The sequence below is a fragment of the Microcella sp. genome (assembly GCF_046293215.1).
In the GTDB taxonomy this organism is placed as follows: Bacteria; Actinomycetota; Actinomycetes; order Actinomycetales; family Microbacteriaceae; genus Microcella.
Window position 1 is genome coordinate 68,983 of record NZ_JBKBPI010000003.1, and the last position, 23,391, is coordinate 92,373.

General features: G+C 62.7%; 27 protein-coding genes and 1 tRNA gene. 16 read left to right on the plus strand and 12 right to left on the minus strand.

The genetic code is table 11. The annotated features are described in order from the left end of the window. The first annotated feature begins 36 nt into the window (after positions 1–36). From ACK4SC_RS03810 to ACK4SC_RS03820, 3 genes are all read left to right on the plus strand, one after another. A complete protein-coding gene (locus ACK4SC_RS03810; RefSeq protein WP_409614967.1) occupies positions 37–549 on the plus strand; it encodes an amino-acid N-acetyltransferase in 513 nt (170 codons plus the stop codon). 80 nt (positions 550–629) lie between these two features. Further along, positions 630–1,292: a hypothetical protein gene (locus ACK4SC_RS03815; RefSeq protein ID WP_409614968.1), complete on the plus strand. Its 663-nt coding sequence runs from the start codon at positions 630–632 to the stop codon at positions 1,290–1,292. 55 nt (positions 1,293–1,347) lie between these two features. Next, on the plus strand, positions 1,348–1,821 hold the full coding sequence (locus ACK4SC_RS03820; protein ID WP_409614969.1) for an SseB family protein: 474 nt from the start codon (positions 1,348–1,350) through the stop codon (positions 1,819–1,821). Positions 1,822–1,895: 74 nt separating this feature from the next. On the opposite strand, the gene radA is transcribed toward ACK4SC_RS03820, so the two are convergent. Next, positions 1,896–3,242, minus strand: a complete 1,347-nt coding sequence (gene radA / locus ACK4SC_RS03825) for a DNA repair protein RadA (RefSeq protein WP_409614970.1) — start codon at positions 3,240–3,242, stop codon at positions 1,896–1,898. A 72-nt stretch (positions 3,243–3,314) separates the two neighbouring features. Here radA and ACK4SC_RS03830 point away from each other — a divergent pair. Beyond that, positions 3,315–3,405, plus strand: a tRNA-Ser gene (locus ACK4SC_RS03830). 234 nt (positions 3,406–3,639) lie between these two features. On the opposite strand, the gene ACK4SC_RS03835 is transcribed toward ACK4SC_RS03830, so the two are convergent. The 3 genes from ACK4SC_RS03835 to ACK4SC_RS03845 form a co-directional block, all read right to left on the minus strand. Then, positions 3,640–5,565, minus strand: a complete 1,926-nt coding sequence (locus ACK4SC_RS03835) for a hypothetical protein (protein ID WP_409614971.1) — start codon at positions 5,563–5,565, stop codon at positions 3,640–3,642. Further along, positions 5,565–6,467 (minus strand): hypothetical protein, encoded by a 903-nt coding sequence (locus tag ACK4SC_RS03840; protein ID WP_409614973.1) that lies wholly within the window; start codon positions 6,465–6,467, stop codon positions 5,565–5,567. Before ACK4SC_RS03840 ends, ACK4SC_RS03835 begins: the two co-directional genes overlap by 1 nt. Before the next feature lie 141 nt (positions 6,468–6,608). Continuing rightward, complete coding sequence (locus ACK4SC_RS03845) at positions 6,609–7,535, minus strand: hypothetical protein (RefSeq protein WP_409614974.1); 927 nt, start codon at positions 7,533–7,535, stop codon at positions 6,609–6,611. Positions 7,536–7,775: 240 nt separating this feature from the next. Between ACK4SC_RS03845 and ACK4SC_RS03850 the strand changes: the two genes are divergently transcribed. The 8 genes from ACK4SC_RS03850 to ACK4SC_RS03885 all read left to right on the plus strand — a co-directional run bounded on the left by ACK4SC_RS03850 (position 7,776) and on the right by ACK4SC_RS03885 (position 12,853). Next, positions 7,776–8,147, plus strand: coding sequence for a hypothetical protein (locus ACK4SC_RS03850; protein ID WP_409614976.1), 372 nt, complete (start codon positions 7,776–7,778; stop codon positions 8,145–8,147). 236 nt (positions 8,148–8,383) lie between these two features. After that, positions 8,384–8,683: a hypothetical protein gene (locus ACK4SC_RS03855; protein ID WP_409614978.1), complete on the plus strand. Its 300-nt coding sequence runs from the start codon at positions 8,384–8,386 to the stop codon at positions 8,681–8,683. Between the two features lie 330 nt (positions 8,684–9,013). After that, entirely contained in the window at positions 9,014–9,367 is a 354-nt protein-coding gene (locus ACK4SC_RS03860) for a hypothetical protein (RefSeq protein WP_409614979.1), read from the plus strand. A gap of 48 nt (positions 9,368–9,415) precedes the next feature. Then, positions 9,416–10,003, plus strand: coding sequence for a hypothetical protein (locus tag ACK4SC_RS03865; RefSeq protein WP_409614981.1), 588 nt, complete (start codon positions 9,416–9,418; stop codon positions 10,001–10,003). 67 nt (positions 10,004–10,070) lie between these two features. Next, on the plus strand, positions 10,071–10,682 hold the full coding sequence (locus ACK4SC_RS03870; RefSeq protein WP_409614983.1) for a hypothetical protein: 612 nt from the start codon (positions 10,071–10,073) through the stop codon (positions 10,680–10,682). A gap of 98 nt (positions 10,683–10,780) precedes the next feature. Beyond that, positions 10,781–11,389 (plus strand): hypothetical protein, encoded by a 609-nt coding sequence (locus tag ACK4SC_RS03875; RefSeq protein ID WP_409614985.1) that lies wholly within the window; start codon positions 10,781–10,783, stop codon positions 11,387–11,389. Positions 11,390–11,507: 118 nt separating this feature from the next. After that, positions 11,508–12,188 carry an HAD domain-containing protein gene (locus tag ACK4SC_RS03880; protein WP_409614987.1) on the plus strand — a complete coding sequence of 227 codons (681 nt, stop codon included), beginning with the start codon at positions 11,508–11,510 and terminating at the stop codon, positions 12,186–12,188. Next, positions 12,185–12,853, plus strand: a complete 669-nt coding sequence (locus ACK4SC_RS03885; RefSeq protein ID WP_409614989.1) for a hypothetical protein — start codon at positions 12,185–12,187, stop codon at positions 12,851–12,853. Before ACK4SC_RS03880 ends, ACK4SC_RS03885 begins: the two co-directional genes overlap by 4 nt. A gap of 157 nt (positions 12,854–13,010) precedes the next feature. Here the strand turns inward: ACK4SC_RS03885 and ACK4SC_RS03890 are convergent, their stop codons facing one another. From ACK4SC_RS03890 to ACK4SC_RS03910, 5 genes are all read right to left on the minus strand, one after another. Next, positions 13,011–13,901, minus strand: a complete 891-nt coding sequence (locus ACK4SC_RS03890) for an SMODS domain-containing nucleotidyltransferase (RefSeq protein ID WP_409614991.1) — start codon at positions 13,899–13,901, stop codon at positions 13,011–13,013. Beyond that, positions 13,879–14,403 carry an SLATT domain-containing protein gene (locus tag ACK4SC_RS03895; protein ID WP_409614993.1) on the minus strand — a complete coding sequence of 175 codons (525 nt, stop codon included), beginning with the start codon at positions 14,401–14,403 and terminating at the stop codon, positions 13,879–13,881. Before ACK4SC_RS03895 ends, ACK4SC_RS03890 begins: the two co-directional genes overlap by 23 nt. A gap of 104 nt (positions 14,404–14,507) precedes the next feature. Further along, complete coding sequence (locus ACK4SC_RS03900; protein WP_409614995.1) at positions 14,508–15,590, minus strand: HNH endonuclease family protein; 1,083 nt, start codon at positions 15,588–15,590, stop codon at positions 14,508–14,510. After that, positions 15,587–16,627 carry an adenine-specific methyltransferase EcoRI family protein gene (locus ACK4SC_RS03905; RefSeq protein ID WP_409614997.1) on the minus strand — a complete coding sequence of 347 codons (1,041 nt, stop codon included), beginning with the start codon at positions 16,625–16,627 and terminating at the stop codon, positions 15,587–15,589. Before ACK4SC_RS03905 ends, ACK4SC_RS03900 begins: the two co-directional genes overlap by 4 nt. A 155-nt stretch (positions 16,628–16,782) precedes the next feature. Beyond that, a complete protein-coding gene (locus ACK4SC_RS03910) occupies positions 16,783–16,896 on the minus strand; it encodes a helix-turn-helix domain-containing protein (protein ID WP_409614998.1) in 114 nt (37 codons plus the stop codon). A gap of 173 nt (positions 16,897–17,069) precedes the next feature. Between ACK4SC_RS03910 and ACK4SC_RS03915 the strand changes: the two genes are divergently transcribed. From ACK4SC_RS03915 to ACK4SC_RS03925, 3 genes are all read left to right on the plus strand, one after another. Then, positions 17,070–17,438 (plus strand): hypothetical protein, encoded by a 369-nt coding sequence (locus ACK4SC_RS03915; RefSeq protein ID WP_409615000.1) that lies wholly within the window; start codon positions 17,070–17,072, stop codon positions 17,436–17,438. 382 nt (positions 17,439–17,820) lie between these two features. Continuing rightward, entirely contained in the window at positions 17,821–18,627 is an 807-nt protein-coding gene (locus ACK4SC_RS03920; RefSeq protein ID WP_409615002.1) for an IclR family transcriptional regulator, read from the plus strand. 1 nt (position 18,628) lies between these two features. After that, entirely contained in the window at positions 18,629–19,666 is a 1,038-nt protein-coding gene (locus ACK4SC_RS03925) for a Gfo/Idh/MocA family protein (RefSeq protein WP_409615004.1), read from the plus strand. Here the strand turns inward: ACK4SC_RS03925 and ACK4SC_RS03930 are convergent. The 3 genes from ACK4SC_RS03930 to ACK4SC_RS03940 are packed head-to-tail and all read right to left on the minus strand — an operon-like array spanning position 19,656 to position 22,125. Continuing rightward, entirely contained in the window at positions 19,656–20,411 is a 756-nt protein-coding gene (locus tag ACK4SC_RS03930; RefSeq protein ID WP_409615006.1) for an MBL fold metallo-hydrolase, read from the minus strand. The genes ACK4SC_RS03925 and ACK4SC_RS03930 overlap by 11 nt on opposite strands. After that, positions 20,408–20,842: a RidA family protein gene (locus tag ACK4SC_RS03935; protein WP_409615007.1), complete on the minus strand. Its 435-nt coding sequence runs from the start codon at positions 20,840–20,842 to the stop codon at positions 20,408–20,410. Before ACK4SC_RS03935 ends, ACK4SC_RS03930 begins: the two co-directional genes overlap by 4 nt. Further along, on the minus strand, positions 20,839–22,125 hold the full coding sequence (locus ACK4SC_RS03940; protein ID WP_409615009.1) for a M20 family metallopeptidase: 1,287 nt from the start codon (positions 22,123–22,125) through the stop codon (positions 20,839–20,841). The genes ACK4SC_RS03935 and ACK4SC_RS03940 overlap by 4 nt, the downstream gene beginning before the upstream one ends. Positions 22,126–22,154: 29 nt before the next feature. Between ACK4SC_RS03940 and ACK4SC_RS03945 the strand changes: the two genes are divergently transcribed. Further along, entirely contained in the window at positions 22,155–23,387 is a 1,233-nt protein-coding gene (locus ACK4SC_RS03945) for a pyridoxal-phosphate dependent enzyme (protein ID WP_409615357.1), read from the plus strand. Positions 23,388–23,391 lie beyond the last annotated feature (4 nt).

Genomic DNA, 23,391 nt, shown 5'->3' on the forward strand with positions numbered 1-23,391 from the left:
TCGTTGCGGTGCGCCCACGCCCCTAGGCTGGTCGCCATGACCGGGCAGGGTTTTGAGGTGCGGCGGGCGCGCACGGGGGACGTGCGGGCGATCAAGGAGCTCGTCGAGCCGCTCGTGCAGCAGCGGATCCTGCTCGGCAAGGAACTCGTCGTGCTGTTCGAGTCGCTACAAGAGTTCGCGGTGGCGGTTGACGGCGCTGGTGAAGTCATCGGCTGCGGCGCCCTGCACGTCATGTGGGAAGACCTGGGCGAGGTGCGTACGCTCGCCGTTCGGTCGGACTGGCTGGGTCGAGGCGTCGGGCACGCGCTACTCGAGTACCTCGAGGGCGAGGCGCGGGCGCTCGGCTTACACCGGCTGTTCTGCCTGACGTTCGAGGTCGATTTCTTCTCGCGCCACGGCTTCGCCCCCATCGACGAGCAACTCGTCGTCGACCCCGAGGTGTACATCGAACTGCTGCGCTCGCCCGACGAGGGTGTCGCCGAGTTCCTCGACCTGTCGCGGGTCAAGCCGAACACGCTCGGCAACACGCGCATGCTGAAGTCGCTCTGACGCTCGTCAGCCGCTGAGAGTCGGGGCGTTCGCGGCGCGTGTGACCGGGTCGCGAGCATCCCCGGGGTTACTCTCGCACCATGTCGAGCCTGCGACACCCCGTCGGACCGCAGCCGCCCAGCGTCTACTGGCGGCGGCGCGCGGTGGTTGGGCTCGGCCTCATTGCGGTCATCGTCGTGATCATTCTCATCGTGGTGCGGCCGGGAACGGCTGAGCCGACCGGGTCGACCGAGCCGACCCCTGCCGCGACGGACAGTGCCGAGGGGGCTGACGGCGACGACGAGCAGAGCGACCTCGACGCCGCTGCCGAGGAGGCAGCCGCCGAAGGGGGCGGGGCGCCGCAAGCCTGCACGAGCGAGCAGGTGCAGGTCACGCCCCTCACCGACGCCGAGAGCTACGGGCCCGAGTCTCAGCCGCAGCTGTCGTTGAGCCTGCTCAACACCGGCACCCGCCCGTGCATCATCGAGGCCGGCAGCGACGTGCAAGAGTTTCTGATCACCTCTGGGCCCGACCGCATCTGGTCGTCGCGTGACTGCCAGGTCGACCCCGTTGCGGCGACCGTCGTGCTCGAGCCGGGCGAAGAGCGGTCGACGCCGGCGATTCCGTGGAACCGCACCCGCAGCGAGCCTGGAGTGTGTGACGTGCAGCGCACTCCCGTGCCGGGAGGCGGGGCGACCTATCGCCTGAGTGTGTCGGTGGGCGAGTTCGCGGGCGACGGCGACCGGCCATTCCTGCTGAACTGAGCCCGAGCATCCCGATCGGGGCGGGCTGTGGGGTGTCCCGCGTAGGCTTGAGGCGATGCCGAAGAAGAAGTCGAGCAAGAAGTCGGGCGGGCGGCCGAGCGGTCGCCCCGGGGGCGTGTCGGCGCCGAAGATGACGCGCGGCATGCCGCCGCACCGGGTGCCGGAGGACCAGCAGCTGGCGGCCGCGCTCGAGCGGCAAGACACGGCCGCCGTGGCGTTCGCCCTGCGCAACGACTACTGCATCGTGCCGCTCTTGCCCGGCAGCGGGCCCGAGCAGATTCGCGTGTTCCGCGCGGAGGGGGCCGAGAAGTTCATGTTGCTGCTGTTCTCGAGCCCGGAGCGATACGTCGACATGGTGCCGCAGGAGCCGGCGCACCGCTTCTTGGCCTACGACGGCCCCACCTTGCGCGACTTCCTCGAGCAGAACGTCGACAACCTCGAGGCGGTCGTGTTCGACGTGGCGGGCCCGCACTCGATGCAGGCCGACCCGCGTGAGGTGCTCGCGGCGCTTCAGCTCGGGGGCGAATAGCGCGGCTCGCCCGCACCGCCCGGCCCGCGCCCACCTCCCGGACCCCGGCCCGCACGCGCCACCCTCAGCGCGGCCTAGAACTCGGGGATGTCGACCTTCTCGTCTCGGGCGGTCGCGAACGCGGCCCGCACCGCCTCGCGTAAGTGCACGGCGCTCGAGTCGACGAGGGTCGTGTAGCCGAGGCGCTTCGCCTCGGCGGCGCGCTGCGGGGCGGAGGTCACACCGCGGATCTCGCCGGCGAGGCTGATCTCGCCGACGGCGGCGAGGCGTGAGTCGAGCGCCTTATCGCGCCGGGCGCTGGCGACGGCGAGCGCGATGGCGAGGTCGGCGCCGGGCTCGGTGAGACGGATACCGCCGACCGTCGACACGTACACGTCGTAGCTCGACAGGGCGATGCCGCAGCGTCGTTCAAGCACCGCGAGCAGCATGGCGACGCGGGAGGAGTCGACGCCGTTGACGACCCGCCGGGGCTGTGGGGCCGAGCTGGCCACGACGAGCGCCTGCACCTCGACGGGGAGCGCGCGCCGACCCTCGAGCGCGATGGCGACGCAGGTTCCGCTGACCGGGGCGCTCGCGTGCGAGCGGAACAGCTCGCTCGGGTCGGCGACCTCCGCGATGCCGTCGCCGGTCATCTCGAAGCAGCCCACCTCGTCGGTGGGGCCGAAGCGGTTCTTCAGCGCGCGCACGAACCGGAGGCTGGTCTGCCGGTCGCCTTCAAACTGGCAGACGACGTCGACGAGGTGCTCGAGCATCCGTGGCCCCGCGATGGTGCCGTCTTTCGTGACGTGCCCGACGAGCAGCACGGGCAGCGCGCGCTCTTTCGCGACCCGGATGAGCGTGGCTGCGACCTCGCGCACCTGCGCGACGCCGCCGGCGAGCCCGTCGATGAGCGCCGACGCCACCGTCTGCACCGAGTCGACGATAAGCAGGCTGGGGTGCACCTCATCGAGCTGGCCGAGGATCGTGGCGAGGTCGGTCTCGCTGGCGAGGTACAGGTTGTCGCTCAGCGCCCCCGTGCGGCCGGCGCGCAGCCGCACCTGGGCGACCGACTCTTCGGCGCTGACGTAGAGCACGCGCTGCCCCGACCGCGCCGCACGGGCCGCGACCTCGAGCAAGAGAGTCGACTTACCGACTCCCGGCTCACCCGAGAGCAGGATGGCCGCACCGGGTACGACGCCTCCGCCGAGCACGCGGTCGAACTCACCGATCGTCGTGGGCGTGTGGCTCTGCTCGCCCTGCTCGACCTCGGTGATGGGGCGGGCGGCGCGTGCCTCGGGGACGCGGGCCGGGGCTGTCTGCCGGGAGGGAGCATCCGCTTCGACGACGGTGCCCCACTGCTGGCACTCGCCGCAGCGGCCGGCCCACTTGAGGGTCGTCCACCCGCACTCGGTGCAGCGGAAGTTCGCGGTCGTACGGGCCATGGGTCAAGGGTAGGGGCGAGCGCCGACAGTGCCGTTTCGACGACGATGCCGCGCTGTACTACACTCGTCGGCGGTGACGTGTCCGAGCGGCCGAAGGTGCAACTCTCGAAAAGTTGTGTAGGGTAACCCCCTACCGTGGGTTCAAATCCCACCGTCACCGCCACGGGGCTCCTTGCGAAACTCCTCGAGATTCTTTGCGAAACTGGGGCCAAATGAAAACGCCGCCGAGAAATCGGCGGCGTTTTCGCGTTTCTGCCGGTTGGTGGAGCTCTCGATCGATCTGGGAGACCCCGATTTTGCCCCCAGAGACGGCAAAAGGCCCCGCGAACCCGTTTTCGGGCATGGCGGAGCCTTCGGTACAGCTTGAGTGTGATGAGAATTGGTGTCGCTTAGCGCGTCATCTTCGCAGTGGTGGGGGCGGATCGAATGACAGGTCGACTTCGTCTTTTCGATACTTGTCAGCGCTGAAGTAGCCGCTCTTGCGAAGCCGGTCGCGGGCACGGACGATCTTCTTGCGGGGCGGCTTCGCCCCGCGTTTCAGCGCATTGTCTTTGGCCAACTGTGCCTTGAGGAAGATCGCGATGCGTTGGATGTTGAAGTGGGCAAGCGCGATGGTGGTCATGAAATAGAGGGCGGTGAGTCCGCGCATGCGACGCATCCGCGGGTCGACGATCGTTCCCGATTTCGCTTTGAAATCTTCGTTGAGCGCCTCGACGGTGTTTCGGCCGACCTTCATGGTCGTTTCCCATTTTTCGGACTTGTAGGAGTACTTCTGCCGGTACTTCTGCCCGATGTTCGCGTCGAACTTCACCGAGCTCTGCGTGCAGATTTTGTCTGGCGCCACCGGAAGGTTGCTGTCTTCGACGACTGGCTTGAGCTTCTTGGAGGACTTCGGATGGATGGCACGCAACGGACACTCGAGCGTCGCTTGAGGCCCATACGCCGGGCACATCATCGGAACGCTTCCGTCAGCGGCGGGGCTCTCCTTGGCTCGGAGTCGGTATTGGCGTCGTTCCTCCAGGCGGGCGAGCATGGTCTCTTCATCGATGAGGCCCTGGTTGTGGTCGCGGGCTGCATGGAGGAGGTTCTTTGGGGTCGCGCAGCAGAAGAACTCTCCCTCGGTCAATATGGCACCGGCATGTCCGCCCTTGGGCCCGAATTGTGTTTGGTTGTCGCCGCCGCCTTTGTATCCGGTGGCGATTCCGATTCCGAGTTGGCGTAGTGGCTCGTGGTAGTTCTCCACCGCTTGGCCCGCTGCGTATGCGCCGTCGCCGACGAGCACATCGACGGAAATACCGTTGGACACGACGTGCCGCAGGCCGCGAACGACTTGGGCGCCGACTTCCTTGTTCGGCGCAGTGACGGAGGAGGCGACGACGAGGTTGGCGTGCTCTTTTTCCTTTCCGGATTCCGATTGGCTCATCATCGTCACCGAGAGCATGTAGACCTGGTCAAGCTCGACGGCCTCGCTCGCGGCGGCATCCTCGCGGAGGATTCGTGAGTCTTTCCGCGGGTAGAGTCCGGCGTCAGGTTCCAGAACGTATCGCTCGACCAAGGAGCCATCCGACTTACGGGTAACGACCAGTTCCTTGCCTTTGACGATCTTGCGCCGCCGAGACTGGCTCACAGCGCGCAGCGCAGTCTGATCAACAGTGGCAACGCCGCTCCACTTTTTGCGCCGCAACCACCGAGGCTGCATGTTGAACGTCATTTGCAGTACCGCGGCGTTGAACTGTGCTGCGCGTTCCTTACGCATCTCTTGATCGTCAGGGTCGCGCTGCAGTTCCAGTTCGCGACGCTCTTCTTGTGTGTACATGAGCCGCTTGCCCGGGTGGCTGTCGATCAATTTCAACAGCCGGACCAGTGCGCGCCGGCAACGGTAGTACCAGCGTTCTTCCTCGAGTGTGGCGTCGTTGTGAATCTTGATCTTGTCGATGCCAAGAAGTTCACGAGCGGAGTCGTCCAAGTTGTGGGCGACGGCCTTGGCGAGCTCCCGGATGAGGAACCCTGTGCCAGCACTTCGCAGAAGGAAACACAGGAGCAGAATTTCCCGGTCTCCAAGCACCGGGGGTCGTCCGCCGGCGTGCTTGTCGAGAGTGTCGATTCGACGCCAGTTTTCCAACATCGGCAGGATCGGTGATGCTTCCAAATGCGCTGCCATGTGCGCCATATCCTCTGCACTGAACTTGCGAACATCGTTACCCTCATTGAGGACACGTGCGGGGGAGAAGAAGTTCGGCAACGAGTCGATCTCGACGTCGGTCCATTCCTCATCGTCGAAACCGTCGTCGAGGATTTCGCCAGTGCTGCTGTTGACCTGCACTACAGCTCACCCCCGTGCGCGGTGGCGCCGAACGTGACGTACGGCAAATGGATGTCCAGTGCCTTGAAAGCGGTAAGCCCGGCAATGGTGAGCACGTAGGGGGCGGGAGCCTGGTGGAGCCACTCGACAATCCAGCTTGAACGCAGCCGGTGTGGCTGTGGACCCTGAGCATCTGGTCGGCTGGTGATTTCGGACATCAGGGAGCGTCGCGCAGCGGTGGCTGCCGGTGCGAGCAGGAAGTCTTCCGGATCACCGGCGGTCACCATCACCAGTTCCAGGTGGCGGGCCCACGCGGGGTTGATCGGAGCGGTCCGGGACCTGGTCCCGCGAACGAGGACATGCGGGGTGGTTGCGTTCACGTGAACGTCGCGGACACGAACGAGTTCCACCTCGTAACGTCTGAGCCCCGCACCTCTGCAAAGACCCAGAACACCGTGGGCGTTTCGGCGACGGCTGGCAGTGGATTGCTTGTCTGGCCAACTGCGCAGCCACGGCTCGTCGCTGGGCAGGTAGGGGGCGCCGAAGGATACGGCGTACTTCACGTCCGTGCGTGGTCGTTCGGTTCCCGACACCACCCCGGCGATGTGGGAAAGCATGGTCGCGGCGCGACTGCGCGTGGCAGCTGCGCTGTGACGGTGGACGTCGGTGACGAACCGGTCGATGACGGATTGGCGCATCACTGCGGGGATGGTGAGATCCACCCCCGCGGTCTGCCATGCCCACACCGCAAGTCGACTGACGAAATACATCATCTTCACCGCGATGGGACGGTTCGCGGGGCGCGCCGAGGTGACCACCGTGCGGGTGAAGTCCGCAACGGTGCTCCAATGCTGCATCGGTAGACGGGGCATGTAGGTGGAGATGGTGTGTTCTACCTCTCGGGGCAATGGTTTTGCGCTCATGCCCATTACCTATGCGGCGAAGTTTTCCCAGCCGGGAGGTTCTTGGGCCAAACGCGAGTTGGTCGCTCCTTCTATGCGCGGATTCGACCTTTCTGCCGGTGACTTGCGGAAAAGACCCGGTCAGGCGCTGCATGAGGTGGTTCAGCTCGGGCGTGTTGCGGCTACATCTGTTGGTCCGCGAAGGCGGCGTGAGGCCTCGATCGGGTTGGGAAGGGGCGCGAATCGCACGAAGCGGTCAAGTGATACCAGGGATTGCACCCCCGATGCGGCGAGGAGCACCAGGGTGGGGGTGCCGACGGTGAAGTGGTGAACGATCCAGGTTGATCGCATGCGCCGTGTTTGCAGATCCACGCGCTGTTCACTGTGGGAGACGAAGTCGGTGATGAGGTTTCGGTTGTGTCCGTGGCGGCGTTGCCGAAACAGCCACCCGTCTTCCTGCGCGTCCAGCAGGTGTGTCTCCCACTCTCGAAGCACGGTCACCTGGCGGGGGCGTGCGCCGGTAACGGCGACGTGGACGCCTTCGTCTGTGCAGGTGATGTCATCGCTTCGCACCGCGAGCAGTTCTTTGGCGGTCAGACCAGCTCCCAGCCCCAAGGCGAGAAGTATGTGCGCATTGCGGCGTCGTGACTCGGTTTGTTGCGCGGCCGCCCAGCTGCGCAGCTGTACGACATCGGCGGGCGTGTAAGGGGTCATCGGATCGCTGTTGCCCAACGGCCGAAGCGCGCGGGTGATGGTTTGGCTGGAGTGCAGGATCTCGCTCATCCGATTCAGCCGCGACCGCAGCGTGTTTCGACTGGCCGAGGTCGAGTATCCCGTCAGCCCCGAATCGATAAACCGTTCGATCGTGGCGCGCGAAAACACCTGGTGCCGCTCAAGCTCCATGCCTGCGCTTTGCCACGCCCAGAGCGTCAACGGTGCGGCAGCGGCGAAGAGCTCCTTGTCTGAGTAGCGAGTATCCGGTGATGCCAGGTCAACGCAGTCGACCACGAACGGGCCAATCTGCCGCCAATACGCGGTGTCCATCTTTGGCTGGTACCTGGCCAGCGCCTCAGCGATCGTTGCGCCCATCCACTGACTCCCCTCCTAGTCCTTGTCGTCACTCGATGCGGAGACGACGAGGGAAGACCGTAGGCGGGCACCGGTGCACAATTCACCGCTGCAGTGCTCCAGATCGACCAGCCCGCCGACCACCACAAAGGCGCGCGACCGTTTCGCCGCATTTGTCTGCAGCGAGGGTCACTTGGCCCTTGACCCGCCGCCACCTCACGCGGGTCACCACGGCATCACTTCTCAGGAATCGAGCTACCCATGTCTCTCGCTGCACCCACCCCCTCGCTGAAGCAGGCACAGACCTACCTGGCCATGCGCCACCCCGACGAGGTGCGAACCCTCGCCCGCGAGCTCAAGGTCGCCAACAGCCTTCCCCAGCACATGAACGAGTACTTCTTCCACAGTTTTTCCGAGGCGAGGAAGCCCAACGACTACGAGACCGCTCTCGGTTCGGTGAACATCTGGAGGTACACCGCGCGCATCGCCATCCGCCTGCACGAGCTGCTCGGCATGCCGGAGGAGGCTGTTCTGGAAAACGGCACTCTCATCTACGTCAGCTACGTCAACAACGTGCCCGCAGAGACCGTCTCCGAGCAGATCATCGCCGTCCAGATGGACATGGTCTGCTGAAGCACGGCGCCCTGCGCGATGCGATTGCTCGCTCGTTCTTTCAGCCGCGGACGAGGTGGTTTTGGACTACCACTAGTTCGTGCTCACCAGCTACGTCCACGACATTTCCGCCCACGTCGTTGCAGACCAACTCGTCGCGATTCATCTAGATCACCCCGCTTAGCGACCGGCGACACGCGCCCCTCGCTGGCGGCGCGCACAGACGGGGACCCGGACGTGCCGCGCATAGGGAGGTCATGACGACGATCAAAAAGTTCCAGTCCCTTTGCCCACGTGACCAGATCGCCCTGCTGGATCCTGGCGCGACCTTCACCACCGTGATCGACTTTCGAGGACAGGGACGTGAAGTGGTCACCACCTCCGCCAAAGCGAAGACCATGGACATGCCGATCATTCGGCGCATCGCACGCCAGGACAACCTCCTGGTGTACACGAGCGCGACCGCCGTTCGAGTTGCCCGACCGGCGGCATCCAAGACAACCAACGCGGGCCCAGATGACGCATCGGGTGCGCCAAGGCTTGCTGACGAACACTGACCTACGCGCGAAGAACTCGCCGGCAACCAACGCGACACGCTCTGCGGGGCGCGGACGTCAACAGCACTCGATCTGGGTAGCGGTGTCTTTCCGGAGGTGTCGTTTGCCACTTCCACTGCACCGGACTGCTTCCCAATCTGCGGGTGGGCCGGCAACGCCGACGGGTTCGAGAACGCCGCATTGTCGCCGCCCGTAGGTCCGATAGGTGGAGCCGTGTCGAGTCGATCCCGGCTCGCCCGACGGGCCCGCATAGAGGCAGGACAGGGCGACATGACGTCGCCCCGCACCTGCCGCACGGCCGGTGTGCACTCTCGAAAGGAAAGGCATTCCATGCCCGCTTTGCCCCCTGTCCCGTCCCGCACGGATGCGCTGCGCATCCTCGATCGATCGGAGGGTGACCTCGTCGTCAACTCCGCTCACCTCCTGCTCGTTTCCGAGGAGTTGAAGAAGCTCGCTCCGTCGAAGGTTTCGCGGGTCATCGACCAGATCGACGACTCGCTGCTCGCCGCGCGCCGCGATGTCTGGCCCGCTGGCTGGGGTTACTTCGCCCAGGTCGCGGTCCACTTGGACGCTCGCGAGCTCGACGCCGTCGCTCTGGTGATGAAGCACCACGAGTTGGTCGCTGCAGGGCTGTGGGCTGACGTGCGGCCTCGCCAGATCGCCATCCAGTTGAGCTGGATGTAGGCGACTGCCAGCACCCCGGATGGGGTGTGCCGCGCATAGGGCTTCCGGGTGCATTCGTCACCCGGAAAGGACCGGTGCACGGTGCACCCCAACCAGGATGCCTTCATCACGTTTCACGAACAGTGGAAACGAATCGCCCAGCGTCGACGATTCGCGCCCACCCGATCCGTTGACCACTACCGAGCCTGGGCAGACCCCGCCTCTGGCCGAGCACGCGAACGCAAATGGGTCCGCACGTGCGCCGACGTCGAAGACCACGTCGCACGCTTCGGAACCTTCCCCCACACCGACGGCCGCCACAACGGCACCACCGAGCGTCGCTTGGCGCACTGGATCCGCTACCAGCGCCGCGCCCAGGACAGTCTCAGCGGTTATCAGCGGGGCCGGCTAGAGCTTCTGCCCGGCTGGGCGTGGGAGCCGCGCGAGGAACGCTGGCTGGACTGGCTCACCGAGTACGAACAGTTCGTCCGCCAAACCCGACGGCGACCACGGCGCAGCAGCAACGACCCGCTGGAGGCGCGCCTTGCGATCTGGCACCGAAACCAAAGCCAACGACTGGCTGAGGGGCGACTCGATGACGAACGAGAAAGCCTCTTGCGGCAACTCGACGCGCTCGTGCGGCGACTCGCGCGGTAACTCGGTGTCGTCCTCGCCCAGCACTATTTCGGCGAAACGCAACACCCGACGGGGCGAGGGTGGGCTCATGTCACAGCCAAAGAACTCCCCGCCGCCCGTGAGCGACGAGCCAGAACCTATCGTCATTGTCACCAACATGATCGACTTCTATCGGCAGCAAGCCGTCGGTCTACGCGAATTCTTCGCCCGATCGGACGCAGACCCGACAGGACTGATCAGCGCGGTCATGTTGCAGGCTGCCGTGCAGGTGCTCGACGATTTCCTCTCACCGATCACGCAACCCTTCAGCGGAGAACGCCTCCGAGTTCAACTCGATCTGCTCCCGTCGTGCATCGCGGAAAGCTGGCAGCACTTCCCCGCGATCATGCTCACCACGGTCAGCGACCTCGCCTCGTCGTTTTGCAAAGGATTCAGCCCCGCAGACACCGTCCTCGGCGCACTCGCCATGGACCTGATTCTTGAAGAGGCTGACTTCATCGCCGAAAACTGGATCGGGCCCGTAAACCCTGCAGACATCGATGCGGTCCGTGACTTGATGTACAACGACACCGAGCACCAGCTGTACTACCTCCGCACAGAACCTTTAGGCGAAGAGGGACTTGACTCATTGTTCGAGTCGTACTTCGACCACGAGAACGGGCTCAACGGCCTGCACCCGTGGGTGGAAACCGAACGCTGACCGGCCACCGGCGCCCGCCCACAGCCGCTTCCCTCCCAGGGTGCGTGCATGGCACTAGATGGGCGAAATGTTTCGGCCGCCTCGACGAGGCTCACCCCATGACACAGTCACCCACGCGCCGCTTCATTGTTCGCCACGAACCGACCCAGCGCACCGACGCCACCGAATGGCGGGAGTTCTACGGCAAGCAGACCGCCGGCATTCGGACGTTCCTGGGCAAGAGTGACCCGACCGGAGAGCTCAGCATCCTTCTCCTGTCGGCCGCTGTGTCCGTGATGGAGGAACTCCTGTCGCCGATCATCAGACCGCACAGCGGCTACGACAACCCGTGGGAGCCCTTGTCTGAGCTGCCGGAATGCATCTCGCGCGACTGGGAGCGCCTTCCCGGCATCATGCTGGTGCTCGTCAGCGACCACGCAGCAGCATTCACTAACGGATACACACCGCCGGAGACCGCCCTCGGAGCTCTCGCCATGGAACTCATCCTCAACGAAGCTGCCTTCGCCGCAGAAATGGCCCAAGACACCATCACGCCTGACGGCCTCAATGAGCTTCGCGACGAACTGTTCGACGACACCGACCACCTCCTCCTCTACACCGTCCCCCGGGTCCTCACGGAAGAGGAGATGGAGAGCCTTTTCGAGTCCACCTACGAGCACACGAACAAGCTCAACGGCCTGCACCCCTGGGTGGAAACCGAACGCTAACAAGACGCCCGACGGTCCGCCCTCGACTCCATAGTCGACTCTGCTCATGTGCCATGCTGAGCTGCCGCCGTGCACCACTTCGGCGAAACCGCCAATCAAGCACGGGCAGTGTGCACGCATGACGGTTGAAGCATCCCGAGCTGACCGCGTGATCCTCATCGACTTCGACGGGGTGCTCAACATGCCCCGTCATCCCGAGGACGTGGAACGACTGCTCATCGCGCAGGGGCGTGAGCCGTCGGCACGGGACGAGTTCCCGTGGATGAAGAAGGCGCCGGCCGACATCATGCGGATGACGTTCTGTGGCATGGGAGGGGCGCCGGTGTGGGGTGCGCTTCGCGCCTCGGTGATCGCCGAGCTCCGCGACATCGCTGAGGCCGGAGCCGCGCGGATTGTGTGGGCGACGAACTGGCTGACCGAGCCCAAACGACTCCGCGACGTGTCCGAGCAGGCGTCGCTGGGTTTCATCGAGTTCCCGGAGCTTGGCGACATCGTGCCGCAGAATGCGCCCCTCGACCAGTGGATGCGCCATTGGAAGCTCGACCTCGCCTACAGACACGTCGACACCGGGACGCGAGTGCTGTGGATCGACGACCAGCTCGAAAAACGACCGACGAGGCCCCACCTGGAGCACCTCGACGTGATCGCACCGTCCCTGTTCTTCGGCTTAAACCCTGCCCACTGCGAACTCATCCGCGGTTGGCTGCGCGGCGACAAACTCGCCGTGTTCGACAACCGCGCCTTCCCCGGCTGGCACAACACCACCGGACACAGCACGTCAGGGGAATCGGGCTCGTGAACGACGCCATCAAGTCGCAAACACCGGTTGTCATGCTCGACCTTGACGGGGTGATTCTCCTGCCTCGATTCCGCGCCGACATCGAACACCGCGCGCTCCTCCGCGGCGAACACCCCACAGGCGACCACGAGTTCCCTTGGCTCAAACACGGCGCCCCTGCCGACCTTGAACGCGTCACCGTGCCGGGCCTGAACGGGAACCCCGTTTACGGGGTGATCCGCCGAAGCGTGGTCACCGCCCTGACCGCGATGACACTGGAAGGTGATGTGCAATTCGTGTGGAACACCACGTGGCTGATCGCACCCGACCGCCTCGCTCACGTCGCAAGTCGCATCGGCTTGTCTGGGGTGGAGATTCCAGAGCTGGGCAATATCGTCCCGTTCAACCAAGCCCTGCTCTACAACAACGACGCCCACTGGAAGACAGCCCTCACCCGACACCACGCAGAACATGCACGGGTGCTCTGGATCGACGACCAGCTCCAACCGGCCGCAAACCCCGCCACAAACCGCATCAGCGTCATCGCCCCAAACACGCTGTTCGGCCTCGTGCCCGCTCACGTCGACCTGATCGGCGGGTGGGGCCAGGGCGAGAACATCGCCGTCTTCGCTAACCAGGAAAACCTGGGCTGGGAAAGCCCGGGTGCCAAATCCCGAGGAGCGTAAGTCACGGGCTTGCGCGACACGAGTACTCGCCCTTACGCGAGGTAAACGTGCACTTCGCGCCACCGCGGCAGCTCTGTGAGCCCGACTGTGTCCCTCGAGTCGCGTAGTTGCGCGAATGATCGTGCGCCGGACGCTGAGTGCACGCTGGCCAGCCGCGTCAATAGAACTGTGCTGGGAAAGTTGTGCCTACAAACACGTAGGCAAGCTTTGCGAATGCGTCAGCGCGTCGACCAGCAGTCTCGAGGTCAATGGCATCGGCAACGCGCTTTGCATCGGAAGCCAGCGCTGCGACAGCGGCTGATCTATAGCTTTCTGTCGAAGTCGCACGGATGCGACCCGTCAGACCGGTGGGATCATTCATGTCACTTAGCCCGTGCCTGACCAACGAGTTCATCGAGTATGCGAAGTCAAGGTGCGGAATAAATGAAGACTCGCCCGCCATACGTTGTGCGGCGCGCATCTCCAAGTAGAAGGATGAGACCTTGGCCTGGCCGGGGTTGGCGTACTTCCAAGTCTTCAGTAACCGTGCGAGTCCTTTTGCTCCGCCGGACGGGGATCGATTGACGTCGGTGACGTAGGCAAGATGAGCGGTCGGTGCGGTTTCCATCCATCCGCCGCCGGGTGCGGGGATGCTGTATATCGCGTGGTCTCCGCTTGCCCGCTGGTAGTAGCCGGGGATGATCTCCCACCGCTCGTTGCCGCCGGCGAAGTTGACCGCCACGGCAGGTCTGCTGACGCGAATAGTCGTATACGGGAAGGACGAGGTTAGCGCCAGCCTCACGCGGTCTAGCGCGGTGTCGGAGCTGGCTGGACGGCCTCCAGCGAGGCTAACAAGAACGTCAACGTCCGAGTGCCCTCGCACCGCAGTTGCGTGTCGAAACGATCCAGTTTCCCGTAGCCCGAAGTTCTCCAGCGCCGAAAGCGACTTCTCGATGGATGCCCGGTGTCGAACCGCAGCGGACCGTTCAGCTTCCGTAGGCACGTTTCGCGAGTGCAGGACCTCAAATGCAGTCGCGATTGTGCGCTCAGGCACTGCCGCCCAAGTCATCTAGGGTCGCCACTTGGCCTCCGGTTCTGATGTTCCGGCCAGCTTTACGGTGTGCCCGCTCGGAGATGGGCTCGGCGGACCTGTTCTGCTCTTCCATCCGCTCAGTTAGTCCTTGCAAGATCGATCGCCCTTCCTCGAGCTCCATCCAAGGGGTGTCGACGAAACGAGCACGCCGCGCGGCGTTCTGGATCTCTAGGTACGCATTCGCCGCGGCGGTCGCGACCGTCGCTCGCTGCGAGGCGTTCACGACAGTGAGCACTGCCCCTCCGCTCGCTGCGAAGATGGCAAGCAACCCACCCAGGATGTTCAAGCCTTCGGAAGCGAGAACCAGGGCCCCCGAAATTGCAGCGGCTGCCGCTGCGAGCGACCCGAGCCAGAGATTCAGTCTGTGCCATGCTTTCGCTTGCTCGAACTGACCTTGTGAACTCCACATCGTCCGGTTCTCTATTTCTGCGAGCTCCCTCAGAAGCGCACTGCGTCGCGTGTCTTCGTCGCGGTCCATAGCGAGAGAATATCGGGACGCCGCTGATTTCAAAGCAGCGGGGCGGCCTCGATGACGACGCCGGTAAGGGGATCCCGGGAAGAAAAGGAGGTGCGAGTGTCCCGCTACTTCTTGCCTTTGCTTCGATTGTCAAACGTGCACAAGAGCTGACAGTTGTCGGCGATGGTTTTTCCGCCTTCGTGCCACGGCGTGATGTGGTCGGCTTCCATCTCTTCGATGGTGAACGTCTCACCGCACTTCACGCACACGCCCGCTTGGCGCTCGAAGGCTTCCCTCTTGTCGTTGGCTGAGAATGCCCGAATGTTGAGGTGCCGTTCTTGGCGGGTCAGAACGTAGGTATAGATCCCCCTTTTGTTCTCTACGTCCTCGTCAGCCATAAGCTGATCGACCTCGGCTTCGAGCTTCGCCGAGTCCAGGGCTTTGTCCTTGAAGGTGTTGTAGAGCCCACCCCAGGGCAGACCTTTCATCTCTCGGCGGTACGAAGGGAACGTCGCACGAACCCAAGCAATGACTTGCTGGAAGTACAACCAGATCGCGTTGGCGTTCGGATCGCGCTGGTGCGTGGCCATATAGGCCTCTATGTCACCGTCATTGATCCACTCGACCACCGTTTCCAGGTAGTCCTGGCGAATCGGTGACCCGTTCAGAAGGTCACTCGCGAGGCCGTATGCCGGGCCGGAGGACCTACTGAAATACCGCTTTGCGTCCGAAACCCATGAGCCCGAGTAAACCGCATTGCGAAGCTCCTGGTCAGTGAGTTTCTCCCCTGCGATGTTGATGGTCTTGAACCACTCCAGCTTCTGGCTGTCGGTGCCAGAGCAGAGGTAGATCATGAGCTTGTAGTCGAGGATCAGCTCTTGCTTGTCGTTAGGGAGGTTGTGAAAGTACAGGTTGTTGAATGCGAACTCGCTCTCGACGAACTGACACAGAGAGATCGTGCGCTGTTGGCCGTCGATGACCTCGAAACCTCCGTCGTCCCGCACTGCCCAGTACATGACATTGAGTGGGAAGCCCTTCGTCACGGTGTCGATAACCGCTTCGCGCTGCCTGTCCTTATAAATGAACTCTCGCTGATAGGGAGGTCGGATATCTAGGTCGCCGTCGTACCCCACGACACCGCCCTCGCCGTCGTCTGAGTACCCCTTGGCCAGCTCGCGAACGGTGACTTCCCTCAACTCGATCCTCACGGGACCCTCTTCCGTATGAGCAACCGGGCAAACGTGGACTTCAGCTTCCCGTCCACAAGGAGTGCGCCCCGTCGATTGAGATCGCCAGCGTTCGGCACCTCGGCGCTCGAGTAGGTTTTCGTCTTCAAGCCAGAGTTGTTGTCCCGATCAGTGATACCTAGGATCTCGAACTGATCGGGGTTGTAATGCTCCATGAATGTGATCGGCACACCCATCGCTCCATCCCAATCCACTGGGATGTCCTTGATGCGACTGACCTCAATTGCGTCGTAGTTGTCGTAAGTCAGGTAGCTCTGAGGATCGTATGACTTGTAGAGGACCAACTCCTCGTGTCGCTTAGCCAGGTCAAGGTTGGTGAACCAGCTGACGTTCCTGAACTTCACCAGCCCTGTGGCTGCGTTATAGACGCCTTTGGCGTAGTCGTCCGGTGTGCGCTGGGTGGCGAAGAACGCATTGCCAGCTTGAAAGCCGTTCCCAAGCCAGATCTTGTCTTCCTTGAAAAGCGGAAACAGCTCTTTGTATGTGATCGCGCCCGTCGGCCCGATAAGGATGAACTTCTTCTCATGTTCCATGAGCTGAGCCACGTACTCACGAAAGAGTGAGAACGGTGGGTTGGTGACGACTATGTCCGCCTGCCTTAACAGCTCGATGCTTTCGGCGCTTCGGAAGTCACCATCGCCGTCGAAGTGGTGAACACCAATCTCTTCGGGGTCGGGAACGCCGCTTCCGTTCCGGTCACCTTCGTATTCAAGCCAAATTGCACGTTCGGAGTTTCCGGTGCTGAACAGGTCAACTTCCTGGCTCTTGTAGCAAGCGGCGATGAGCTTCTTCAAACCGAGCCGCTCGAAGTTGAAGCTGAAGTAGTGGAAGAAGTTACTCACGCGCGGATCGTCACAGTTGAGGTAGACCGTCTTGCCGTGGAAGTGCTTCTTGTAGTGCTTGAGTTCGCGCTCGATGTCCGCGAGTTGTGTGTAGAACTCATCCTGCTTCGCGGCCCTCGCCGCGCTCAAGCTGCTGTTCTTGGATGTCGAACTCACGTTTCAACCCTGACCCGAAGAGAGTTTCTCTCCACGGATAGGAGTCTACCGACCGGGCTGCCGTGGCGCGGAGGGTCGAGTAGCTCGAGCGGCAATGTTGCTGGGGTGTGTCCACGCCCGGCGCCCGACCCTGCGTCATCACAATCGGCACATTGTCAAAGCGACTGGAGCGCCCGGTAGAGCGTCGCCCGGCTGACCTGCACCATCTCGGCGATTTCCCCGCGCGTGTAGTCGCCGCTGCCAGCCAGCTTGCGAATGCGCTCGCGCATCTTCGCATCATTCTTCGGCGGTAGACCACTGAGGCGACCTTGTGCTGGTCTCGCGCAGTGTTCAGAGGGCCGAGGAAGGTCTCGCCGCATTTGTGAGGTTGACGGCGTCTCGGCAGTCGCCTCGACCCGACCCGCAAGCGGTGAGGGCCCTCTCATCGAAAGGTAAACCTCTCATGACTCACGATTTCGACCCCCGCATTGATAAGCCCGGCCTGCCGTCCCTCGGCACCGCCACCGCGATCTTGCTCGACCGCGACCCTCTGGCCCTGCAGAACCCAGCGTGGCTTCACCTGACGGCCGATCGGTTCGAGCACGTGCACACGGTCGGCGACCTGGGGGAAATCATTCTGCCGGCCGAGCGGGACGCGGTATTCGCGCCGTTGATGGCGGCCGCGTGCGGCGGCGTTCTGTCGACGAGCTCGCAGTACGCCGCACACATCGCCATTCACGTCGGCGGCCCGACACAACGCTCGATCAACACCGTCCTTGAAAAGGAGACGGCCTTCTTGTTCGCCTATTGGAACCGTCTGTCCCGAGGGTGATCGCCTACCACGTTCAGCACTTCTTAGGGCGTTCACCGATCCGTGCTCCTGTCCGTAATCGGTGGTGACGGAACACTGATTGCGGACACGAGTTCTGCAACGGCCTGAACCCCGTGTTCTCGAGGGTCTTCAAAGGCTCTCTGGAATTGTCCGAAAACCTTGGATTCTGAAGAAGCCCCTGTATTCAGGTCCTGACATGTTGCCGTGTGCCAATGCCTGGCGACCCAAAGCCTAAATCTGAAAGGTGATACAGATTAGGGCAAGGCGGACATCACAGCGTTCTCTGGTGCACCCGACCGCGGCATGGATAAACTGGAATGCCATTCCGTAACCGTGAGGCCGCGAGGCGTCCGGGACCAAGCTGAAGACATTTGAGCTCACCATGACAAACACCGAAGACTCGAAGCGACGTGGACCGGAGGGCTTGCGAGCGATGTCTCGCGCTACGTCAATACTGTTCGAACTCGCGGCGAACCCTGGCGGGCTGAGTCTTGCGGACCTCGGTCGCAAGACTGGCCTGTCGCTCCCGACTGTGCACCGCATGATTGCGGCGCTTCGAGGGCACCGACTAACGCGCGAGACGCCTGATGGCCGCCACGCGCTTGGACCTGGGACGCTCATTCTGGCGCGGGGCTTTCTCGGTGGCCTTGATTTTCGCGTCGAAGCCCTTCCGGTGCTTGCCGAACTTCGTGACGCCACTGATGAGGCGTGTCACCTCGGGACCTTGGCAAACCCGCATCTCGTTTATGTCGACAAGTTGGACAGCACCCGATCGGTGGGGGTCGCCTCGCGCATCGGTTCGACGGCCCCAGCTGTAAGTACTGCCGCTGGGCGGGCGATTCTGGCCTATTCGACCCCCGACGTTGTCGAGGCAGTGCTCGCGTCTACGCTGACGCAGTTGGGTACGCAGGTTGATCTAAGTGCCTTCTCGGCCGAGCTAGCCCGAACTCGAGATGAGGGGTACAGCCAGGACCTCGGTGAAAACGAGCCCTGGGTTACTTGCCTCGGCGCCCCGGTCTTCGACGAGGAGGGTAAGCCCGTAGCGGCGATTGGGCTTTCGTTCCCGAGCGAGAGGTTCGATAACTCCAGACTTGCAGAACACGGGGCCTTGGTCCGACGTAGCGCAGACAGGATCTCGCAAGCGTTGGGTCACAGCTCCGAAGGACTCCACGAGACGAATGCAGGGTGACATGACGAATCCACTTCGCGTGGCTGTGGCTGGCGCTGGCCGCTTTGGCTCCCTTCACGCGCGCGCCTGGCATGAGTGCGGGGCCCAGATTGTCGCGACGGCTGACGTTGACCACGGACGCGCTCAGGCGCTTGCAAACGAATACCAATCGGCCCAATTCGGAACGAACCTGTCCGAAGTTCTCGCCAACGGTGGCATCGACGTAGTGATTGTCGCTAGCGACGAAAGATCGCACACGTTGCTGACCAACCAGGCCATCGAAAGCGGATGCCATGTTTTTGTGGAGAAGCCGTTCTCGCTAAGCAGTGCCGAAGCTTCAATGACGGTCAAGGCTGCCGAGTCGGCTGGTCTTCACCTCATCACCGGCCACATCTCGCGATTCGCACAGGCTTATGGATACATGCGAGAGGCTCTCGGCAGCGGGCGGCTCGGTGAGCTGTGGAGCATCCGATTACGACGCGATTTCACGCGATCCTGGCTGGCTGCTTTTGGACACCGTGTCCACCCCGCGTGGGAGTCCAGTATCCACGACATCGACCTCGCCATATTCTTTACCGGTGAACGACCGGAGTCGGTTTACGCAACACAGGTCATAGAGGACAGCACCGGCCTCCCGGCATCGATCGCAGCCTTGCTTCGCTTCCCCTCGGGGCGCACTGCGACTCTGGAATCGGCGTGGAACATTACTGACCGCGCCCCGCAGTCTCTAGCCGGTGCGCTTGCACTTGACGGGACGATCTCGGGCGAGGCTGAGCTGATTTGCTCGAATGGGACGGTCAAACAGCGGTTGCTGAGCGACGCGATCGTTGAATGGAATCAGGCTGGAGTCTCTGTCCCGGATCTTTCCCTTTGGCCGGAGCGGCAGGGTCTCGTCGGTGGTGCCCTCCGCGAGGAGATTGAGTACGCGATCAAAGTTTTCTCAGGGTCCATCCCGAACGATCGGATGCCTCACTGCGAGTCGCTGTGGAGCGTCGCGACCGCGGAGGCGCTCATCAAGTCGATTGAGAGCGGCCGGCCCGAGGCTTTGCTCACGGATTGAGTGCGTTTCGCGGCGGAACGAGACGAGAAAACGACTCAGCTGCACGTGCGACATCAGCGTTAGCGCCTTTCAGGACGGGTCGTCCGTGCCCTGGAAACAGTTGCTCAATGCCGAGCGTCCCGATTCGGATGACGCTCTCTGCATAAAGGTCAAGTCTGCAATCCGGAATCGCCTGCATGCTCACTAGCCCATCTGCAAAGAGAACGTCGCCTGTGAACAGGGCTCGTATTCCTTCGCTGTCTTCCAGCAAGAACACGACGTGCCCATCGCAGTGCCCAGGGGCTTGGATGCTTGTGAAGTTCAACCCCGAGAGTTGGATCGAGTCCCCGTCGTCTAGTACCCAATCCACTGACTGAGGATGCAGGGAGAAGTCCGAGGGATATATGCCGCGCTCGCGGGCTCTTTTCACCTGTGTGACAGTTTCGTCACCGTTCGAGAGCGCGTTTGCAGTGACTATGTCGGCGGCGATTGACCAACCCTTCTCGCCCGCTGCCGCAGCCCCTCCAGCGTGATCTCCGTGATAGTGGGTGAGAAACAGCGCTTCAATTGAGTCCACGTCGGCGACCGTGCTTACGTTTGCCGTCCAGTCCTCTGCCCCGAGTCCCGTGCCTGCGTCAACGAGCACACCTCGCTGTCCGTCCCAAATTAGGTATTGGTTGCAGTCGTAGATGCTTGTGAAGGCAGGGCTCGATTGGTCCGCCGTCCCAACTAGCCAAACGTTGGAGGTCAGGCGAACGGCAGTCATGCCGCTCGGGCTCTAGCGCCCGCGCCGTCCGCGGAATTCCTCTGAGATTCTGGAGAGGTTCGCACAGCCATGACGTCGATTTCTACCAGAATACTGGCAAGTCGACTTCCCACGGTTGTTCGCGCAGGGTAGGGCTCCACGAAACGGCGGGCGTAGACAGCGTTGTACACGGCGTAGTCGCGGTCCAGGTGTTCTAGGTGCACAGTCGACCTAACGACGTCCTTGAGGGTCAGTCCTGCCAGAGCAAGCGCATTTTCCAGGTTGGTGATTACCTGCTCGGTCTGGGCCTCGATCCCTTCGGGCACCAGACCTGTTTCCGGATCTTGCGGGCCGAATCCGGCCGTCACAACAAACGACCCACAGTCGATCACATGACTATATGGTCCGGCTGGATTGGGCAGTGTGTCGCTGGTGTGGGCTATGTGGGTCAATTCGATTCCTGTCTGCGAAGTGTGAAGTATTCCTCGATGAGAGCGCCGTAAAGCTTCTGCGCCTGGGCAAGCTGTTCCACGCCGACTTTCTCGTTGGCACCATGGGCAAGGCTTATCCAGCCCGGCCCGAGGCTTGCGATAGTGGGGACGCCACCCGAGCCCATGAAGTATGTCGCGTCAGTGCCGCCTGGGAATGCGGCGAAAGGGACTGGGCGGCCGAGAATTGCTTCAGCGGAAGCCTGTGCAGCGCGCGCAACCAGATCGGTCGGCGAAAGCTCGACTGCGGGCATCCATCCTTGGCCGCTGTCAAGGTAGCTAATCCGAAAACCCACATCCGGAGGCAGGTTATTGCGAACGAGGTCTTCGAGTTCCCTGTGCAAAGTCTGCTTGGTCATCCCCGGGACGAGTCGAACCTCCATGCTCACGCGGCATTGTCCTGGCCAGGTACCGAAACTCACTCCGCCGCCAATGAACATTCCCGGGTTTACCGTAGGTGCACATTCAACCTCCCCAGGCGTGTCAACCGATGGAATGAAGGTCTCAAAAGCATGCAGCAGGTCCGCGGCGTAAAGCGTGGCGTTTCGTCCGAGCGTGTGGGACAGGCCGCTGTGGCCTTGGCGAGTGAAGACATCAACGTGAAAACAACAGATGCCGCGAGAAACTAGATACACGGCTTCCCACGGGTCACCGATCCCGCTCGGCTCACCGATCACAATGCCGTCTATGTCCGGGAGTAGACCCTCCGAGGCAAGAATCTTGGCGCCCGCGTCTGAACCCTGCTCTTCATCGGCGGTGAGCACAAGGGAGACGCGTCCTGCAGGCTCTGCGGCGTGGGCAACTCGGCCGGCCGCGAAGTCCTCAAGCGAGAGCATCATGGCGGCCACGCCGCCCTTCATGTCGGTGCTCCCAAGTCCAAACGCGTCGTCTCCGATGACCGTCAGCTCCAAGGGCGGCGTATTCCATTGGGACAGCGCATCGCCCACGGGCTTCGTGTCTAGGTGGCCAGATAAACCGAGATGCCCATCGCCCCCGCGATCGACAGTAACCAGAAGATTAGGACGGCCGGCCACGGGTTCAAGAACTTCGGTCTCGAAACCTTGAGCCCTAGCCCATGCCTCGATGAATTCGACAATCTTCGACTCCTGTGGCCCCGGATTCTGGGAGTCAATAGCAACCAGCTCGCGAGTGAGATCCAACACATCCATGAGTACGCCTCGTTCATCGTTGATCCGGCTAAGGAGGGCTTGTGCAAACTGATGGTAGCTTTCAGAATAGCCTTCCACAATCTGGCGGAGAGTTAGCGGTGGTCGAGATGTCACATGGAGGTTTGCGAGAGCACGGCTTCGAATGCGTGAAATGCGGGGACGCTGACGACGTCTTCAGGTATGACTGCCCTCAATGCGGTGGGCCCGTTGTTGTCGATGCGACCCCCCTCGTGCCCACTGATATCGGGCATCCGCATGCCGGCGCGCGCGGCATTTGGCGTTTCCCGGAACTGTTGCCAAGGAGTGAATCGTGCGTGACCCTTGGCGAAGGCGACACGCCGCTAGTACCGCTATCGTTCGCTCAATCTGGGAGCAGACCTGTCTTCGCAAAGATGGAATCGCTGAACCCGACCTTGTCCTTCAAGGATCGCGCCATGGCGGTGGGCGTGTCCGCAGCCGTTGACCTTGGCTTTCACGGTCTCGTCGTTGCTTCGACCGGCAATGCGGCGGTGTCCGCGTCGGCCTACGCGGCGGCGGCCGGACTCGCATGCCGCGTCATCGTGGGAGAAGAGTCGAAAGCAGGCAAGAAGCTGGATGCCTGCCGCGCGCTGGGGGCTGACGTTGAAGAGGTTCAGGGGGACTACAGCAGTGCCTACGCCCGGGCGACAAAAATGGAGGGCAGAGGATGGATGAACGTCTCCACGACGTACCGAAATCCTCTCCTGGCGGAGGGCTACCGATCGATCGGTTTCGAACTGCTTGAACAACTGGGTCAGACCCCCTATGCCGTAGTTGTGCCGATCGGCGCCGGACCTTTGCTTCGAGGGATCGAACGCGGGTTCGCTGACGCAGTGCGCGTCGGGCTTGCCCAGTGGCAGCCCGCACTGATCGGCGTTCAGGCTGCGCGTGTCGCCCCGATCTATTCGGCCTGGTTGGCACGAGATTCGAGTCCCCCTTATCGCGTCTCGAGACTCGAGAATGAACCCACAATTGCCACGGCTATTGCGGATCGGCTCAAGGGATACGAGATGCATGGTGACATCACAATCGCCGCCATCGAACGATCAGGAGGCGAAGTGGTAGCGGTGGAAGAAGAGGAGATCATCGAGAACACTAAGCGGCTGGCAGCATCCGGCATCTGGGTGGAGCCCTCGGCCGCGACGGCTCTTGCAGCGCTCGAGCATTGGGGTAACGAGAGACCTCGGAAGCAAGGGTCGGACGTAGCAGGCGTCACTCGGTTGGCTTGGTGTCAGGACGTCGGCGGGCTTCCGGACAGCGACGCTCCTGTAGTACTCATGTTGACTGGCCATGGCGCTAAGGCGCCCTCTCTGTCTGAGTAGGGCC